The 4827-nt window shown below is 73.0% G+C and carries 5 protein-coding genes and 1 pseudogene; 3 read left to right on the top strand and 3 right to left on the bottom strand.

Annotation, left to right across the window (positions count from 1 at the left end):
• Positions 1 to 20 precede the first annotated feature (20 nt).
• Positions 21 to 1808: a diguanylate cyclase gene (locus KS423_RS38655; protein ID WP_224284411.1), complete on the bottom strand. Its 1788-nt coding sequence runs from the start codon at positions 1806 to 1808 to the stop codon at positions 21 to 23.
• 371 nt (positions 1809 to 2179) lie between these two features.
• Here KS423_RS38655 and KS423_RS38660 point away from each other — a divergent pair, with 371 nt between their 5' ends.
• A complete protein-coding gene (locus KS423_RS38660) occupies positions 2180 to 2707 on the top strand; it encodes a flavin reductase family protein (RefSeq protein ID WP_224284412.1) in 528 nt (175 codons plus the stop codon).
• A gap of 7 nt (positions 2708 to 2714) precedes the next feature.
• Here KS423_RS38660 and arfB read toward each other — a convergent pair whose 3' ends face one another.
• Entirely contained in the window at positions 2715 to 3149 is a 435-nt protein-coding gene (gene arfB, locus KS423_RS38665; protein ID WP_224284413.1) for an alternative ribosome rescue aminoacyl-tRNA hydrolase ArfB, read from the bottom strand.
• 111 nt (positions 3150 to 3260) lie between these two features.
• Here arfB and KS423_RS38670 point away from each other — a divergent pair, with 111 nt between their 5' ends.
• Complete coding sequence (locus KS423_RS38670; protein WP_263455694.1) at positions 3261 to 3758, top strand: hypothetical protein; 498 nt, start codon at positions 3261 to 3263, stop codon at positions 3756 to 3758.
• Positions 3759 to 3891: 133 nt separating this feature from the next.
• A complete protein-coding gene (locus KS423_RS38675; RefSeq protein WP_224284415.1) occupies positions 3892 to 4467 on the top strand; it encodes a TerD family protein in 576 nt (191 codons plus the stop codon).
• A gap of 137 nt (positions 4468 to 4604) precedes the next feature.
• Here the strand turns inward: KS423_RS38675 and KS423_RS38680 are convergent.
• A pseudogene (locus KS423_RS38680) lies at positions 4605 to 4827 on the bottom strand (hypothetical protein); the annotation flags it as partial.

Genomic DNA, 4827 nt, shown 5'->3' on the forward strand with positions numbered 1-4827 from the left:
CGCGGCGGCCGTCCGTCGGCTCAGCCCGCGCGCCGGTGCGAACGCTCGCCGCGCGCCCCGCGCACCGCCCCGCCCCTGGCCCGCTTCTCGTCGTACATCCGCTCGTCCGCGGTGTGCAGTACCTCCTCGATGCTCATCCCGCAACCGGCCCAGCCGACACCGAGGCTCACCCCCACCCGCATCGCCCGTCCGTCGATCCGCATCGGCGGGATGATGGCGCCCCGCAGCCGGTGGGCGAGGTCCTTGGCCTCCTCGCGGCCGATCCCGTCGGCCAGCACCACGAACTCGTCGCCGCCGAGCCGGGCCACCGTGTCGCCGTCCCGGACGGCCTGGCTCAGCCGCCGGGCCACCTCGACCAGCACCGCGTCGCCCGCGTTGTGGCCGAACCGGTCGTTGATCGACTTGAAGCCGTCCAGGTCGCAGAAGAGCACCGCGAGCCCCTTGTCCACCGCCGCCGCGCCGCCGGAGCGGAACGGCGCCGACCAGGCGTCGCCGCCCGGCCCGTACTCGGCCGGGACCACCGCGTGCACGTGCTCCCCGAAGCCCGGGCCGAGCCCGCCCGGCAGGGCCTCGGGCAGCCCGTAGCCGTGCACCGGACCGGCGTACGGGTCGGCGCCCTCCAGCCCTTCGTGCGCCGCGTGCGCACTGTAGGAGTCGGCCGGGTAGCCGTACGGCTGCGGGTAGGCCGCCTCGACCTGGCCGGCGGCGGCGCCGACCGGCTGCGGCTGGGCGCAGAGCCGGCGGGCCAGCCGGGCCTTGAGCTCGGCACCGTTCGGCAGCCCGGTGAGCGCGTCGTGGCTGGCCCGGTGGGCGAGCTGGAACTCGTGCCGCTTGCGGTCCTCGATGTCCTCGACGTGGGTGAGCAGGAAGCTCGGGCCCTCGGCCGCGTCCGCGACGATCGAGTTGCGCAGGCAGACCCACTGGTAGCCGCCGTCCCGCCGGGACAGCCGCAGCTCCGCGCGGCCGCTCTCGGCGCTGGTGCGCTCCAGCAGCGCCCGGTCCTCGGGGTGCACGAGGTCGGCGAAGCTCTGCTGGCGCAGCACCGCCCGGGGCCGGCCGAGCAGCCGGCAGAGCGCGTCGTTGACCCTGGTCAGCTGGCCGCGCCCGGCGCCGTGCAGCTCGGTGATCGCCATCCCGCTGGGCGCGTACTCGAAGGCTTGGCGGAAGCTCTCCTCGCTGGCGCGCAGCGCCTGCTGCTCCTTCTCCAGGCGGGCCAGCGCGCGCTGCATCTCGGCCCGCAGCCGGGCGTTGCCGATCGCGATGGAGGCCTGCAGCGAGAACATCTCCAGCGCCTCGCGGGTCCACGCCCCGGGCCGCTTGCCGCTGCGCGGGCGGTCCACCGAGAGAACGCCCAGGAGGTCGCCGCCGGCGCTGTACATCGGGGCGAGCAGCCCGTCGGCGGGGTGCCAGTCGTTGGCGTACACCGGCAGCGGGCCGTCCCCGATCCAGCGCGGGATGTCGCTGGCGACGGCCCAGCCGCGGTCGTAGGGCAGGAAGCGCAGGGTGCCCCAGTGGTCGCTGACGCCGAGCAGCCGGTCCCAGGACTCCCGGGAACCGACCTGGCCGAGCAGCACGGAGGGACCGCCCATCGGGCTCTCCTCCAGCTCCCAGACGGCCGCCACCACGAGGTCGCCGTCCGGCCGGACCAGGCTGACCGCGGCTGCGTCGAAGCCGAGCCCGTGCACCGCGCCCTCGACGACGGCCTGGAGGGTGCCAGCGAGGCTGCGGGCAGCGTTGAGGTCCGCCACGACCCGGTGCAAGGTGCGGAGGGTCGCGAGACGGACGTACGGCTCCGACTCGGCTTCCATGCGGGGGCTCCCCGGCTGCTTCGGATAGTTCTTGATTGGTTATCGTCCGATTGCCAGAAGAACTGAATCACAGGGAGCACAGCGCTCGGCACGCTCGGTCAGCAATAGGCCGCCACTTGTGACTTAAATCACACGACACTAATGCGCCCTTAATCAGTTCATCTGCCCCATAGCGGGACATAAAGCGTTATCGGAACATTTCTGGTGGTCGACCGCATTGTCCTCGGACTGAAGCCGACTGCGCCCGCCGGTCCGACGGCTTCACTCCTGAGGGTGAGTTCGGCCACCGGGCGCAACCCTTCGGCCGGACCGGCGGTCCTACGACCAAGGCCCGATGCCGTTTCTCCCGGGTGACGACTACCGTGCGGTACGTGTACCCGTCCCCGCAGCCCGAAGCTGCCCCCCACGCCACGCCCGACGAGTTCCGGGCTGCCCTCTCCCAGCTCGCCGCCGGCGTGAGCCTGGTGACCGTCCACGACCCGGAGGACGGGGAGGACGTCGGCATGACCGCCACGTCCTTCCTCTCGGTGTCGTTGGAGCCGCCGCTGGTGCTGATCTCGGTCCGCGAGGACTCCCGGATGGACGAGGTGCTCTCCCGGGTGGACACCTGGGCGGTCTCGGTGCTGGCCGAGGGGCAGAAGACGCTCGGCTCCCGGTTCGCCATGAAGGGCCGGCTCAGTGACCGGCTGCTGTTCGCGGACACCGCGCACCACCGCGGCCCGCGCACCGGCGCACCGCTGATCGCCGGCGCACTGGCCACCGTCGAGTGCCGCACCGAGCAGCGGATACCCGCTGGTGACCACACCCTGCTGCTCGGCCGCGTCCTGGAGGCCGCGGTGCCCGACCCGGGAGGCCGCCCGCTGCTCTACTTCCGCGGCGGCTACCGCACCCTCGGCTGAGCCCCGCCTACTCGCCGCCCCGCGGCGACCGGCGGCCCTGCTTCAGCTCGGAGCGGTGCCGCTTGTTGAACAGCCGCCGCTCGACCATCCCCCGGCTCGGCCTGGTCGCCCGCCGGGCCTTCGGCGGCGGCGCGCACGCCTCGGCCAGCAGCGCCGACAGCCGGGCCGCGGCCGCCTCCCGGTTGCGCCACTGCGAGCGGAACTCCGAGGCCTGGACCACCAGCACCCGGCCGTCGACCAGCCGCCCGGCCAGCCGCTCCAGCGCACGCTCGCGCCACACCTCGGGCAGCGCGGTGGTCGAGGCCAGGTCGAAGCGCAGCTCGGCCTTGGAGTCGGAGGTGTTGACGTGCTGGCCGCCGGGGCCGGAGGAACGCGAGAAGCGCCAGACGAGCTCGGCGTCGGGGACGACCACCGACCCCCGCACGCGGATGGGCTCGGACATGCGTCCATCATCCCGCGCGGGGCCCGTACGGTCACCCGGTTATCCGACACCCGCCCGCTCGCCCCCGGGCGCTCCGGACCCGGTTACCGGAGCACGCCCCGAGCCCCGACAATGGCGTACGTGATCGAGCTCGGCTACTCCCTCTCCAACCGCTTCCCCGACCCCCCGCAGACGGACTACCGCACCGCGTCCGTGCACGCCCTGCGGCACGACCTGTTCTGCGGCGACGTCTACCTGGACGGCGAGGGCGCGGAGCTGTCCACCGCCTGGGGCTGGGTGCCGGTGCTCGACTTCGCCTGGGCGCTGTGCGACATCGCCGAGCTGCTGGACCGCGACCCGGACGGCAGCCGGGCCGCCCGGGTACAGACCGCCGACCTCGACTTCACCCAGAACACCGAGCTGCTGCGCTTCGCCCGCCGCTTCAACTGGGTCGAGGTCACCGCCACCTGGCTGCCGGACGAGCCGCCGGTGGTGGTGCGCCACGGCGAACTGCGGCGCGAGGCCCGGGACTTCCTCCAGGACACCCTGGCCGACCTCTTCGACATGCACCCCGACCTGGCCGACAATCCGAACATCTGGTCGCTGCAGGGCCGGTTCCGGCGGATCTGACACCCTCTTTGCCCGGGCTTTGCCTCCGATTGGCGCTCACGAAGAATTCACGGCCCCTGCGGAACCAAGCCGCCGGAGTATTGCGTTGTCCCGGGGAAAAGCGAACGAAGCGAACGAAGGGACTGCAATCGTCATGCCAGTGAGCCTCTCCAAGGGTGGCAACGTCTCGCTGACCAAGGAGGCCCCCGGCCTGTCCGCGGTCACCGTCGGCCTGGGCTGGGACGTCCGCACCACGACCGGCGCCGAGTTCGACCTCGACGCCAGCGCGATCGTCCTGAACGCCGACGGCAAGGTGCTGTCCAACGCCCACTTCGTCTTCTTCAACAACACCAGCACGCCGGACAACACCGTCGTGCACACCGGTGACAACCGCACCGGCGAGGGCGCGGGCGACGACGAGTCGATCAACATCAACCTGGCCGGCCTGCCGGCCGAGGCCGTCAAGATCACCTTCCCGGTCACCATCTACGACGGCGTCGCCCGCGGCCAGAACTTCGGCCAGGTCCGCAACGCCTACATCCGCGTGGTGAACGCGGCCGGCGGCGCCGAGATCGCCCGCTACGACCTCTCCGAGGACGCCGCCACCGAGACCGCGATGATCTTCGGCGAGCTCTACCGCAACGGTGGGGAGTGGAAGTTCCGCGCCGTCGGCCAGGGCTACGCCTCCGGCCTGGCCGGCATCGCCCAGGACTTCGGCGTCCAGATCTGACGCACCCGCGGGGAGCGCCGCGGCGCGGGAAGCCGGTCCGTCCGACTTCCCGCGCCGCGGTTTTCGTTTTCGGAGCCCCGGCCCCACCAGGCCCCGGCCCACCGGGCCCCGACGTCCCGGGCCCCCGCTTCCGGTCCTCAGCGCGAGGCGCGCAGCTCCGGCAGCTGGATCAGCTCGGTCTCGTCCTCCGGCGTCAGGTCCACCACGGTCGGCTCGCCCTGCTCCGGCCGCCCGGCCGGCTCCGCCGCCCGGGCCTCGGCCTCGGCCTTCGCGGCCACCGCCTCGTCGCCCACCACGTCCGCCAGGTCGGCGCGCTCCCCCAGTTCGGCGACACTGCCCACCGCCGGTGCCGGGGCCGCC

Source organism: Streptomyces sp. LS1784, from assembly GCF_020103755.1.
Lineage (GTDB): Bacteria > Actinomycetota > Actinomycetes > Streptomycetales > Streptomycetaceae > Kitasatospora.

Excerpts from the sequence above, each read along its gene's own strand:
- KS423_RS38655 (WP_224284411.1), bottom strand. The coding sequence starts at position 1,808 with ATGGAAGCCGAGTCGGAGCCGTACGTCCGTCTCGCGACCCTCCGCACC.
- arfB (WP_224284413.1), bottom strand. The coding sequence starts at position 3,149 with ATGTCCGAGCCCATCCGCGTGCGGGGGTCGGTGGTCGTCCCCGACGCC.
- KS423_RS38670 (WP_263455694.1), top strand. The coding sequence starts at position 3,261 with ATGGCGTACGTGATCGAGCTCGGCTACTCCCTCTCCAACCGCTTCCCC.
- KS423_RS38675 (WP_224284415.1), top strand. The coding sequence starts at position 3,892 with ATGCCAGTGAGCCTCTCCAAGGGTGGCAACGTCTCGCTGACCAAGGAG.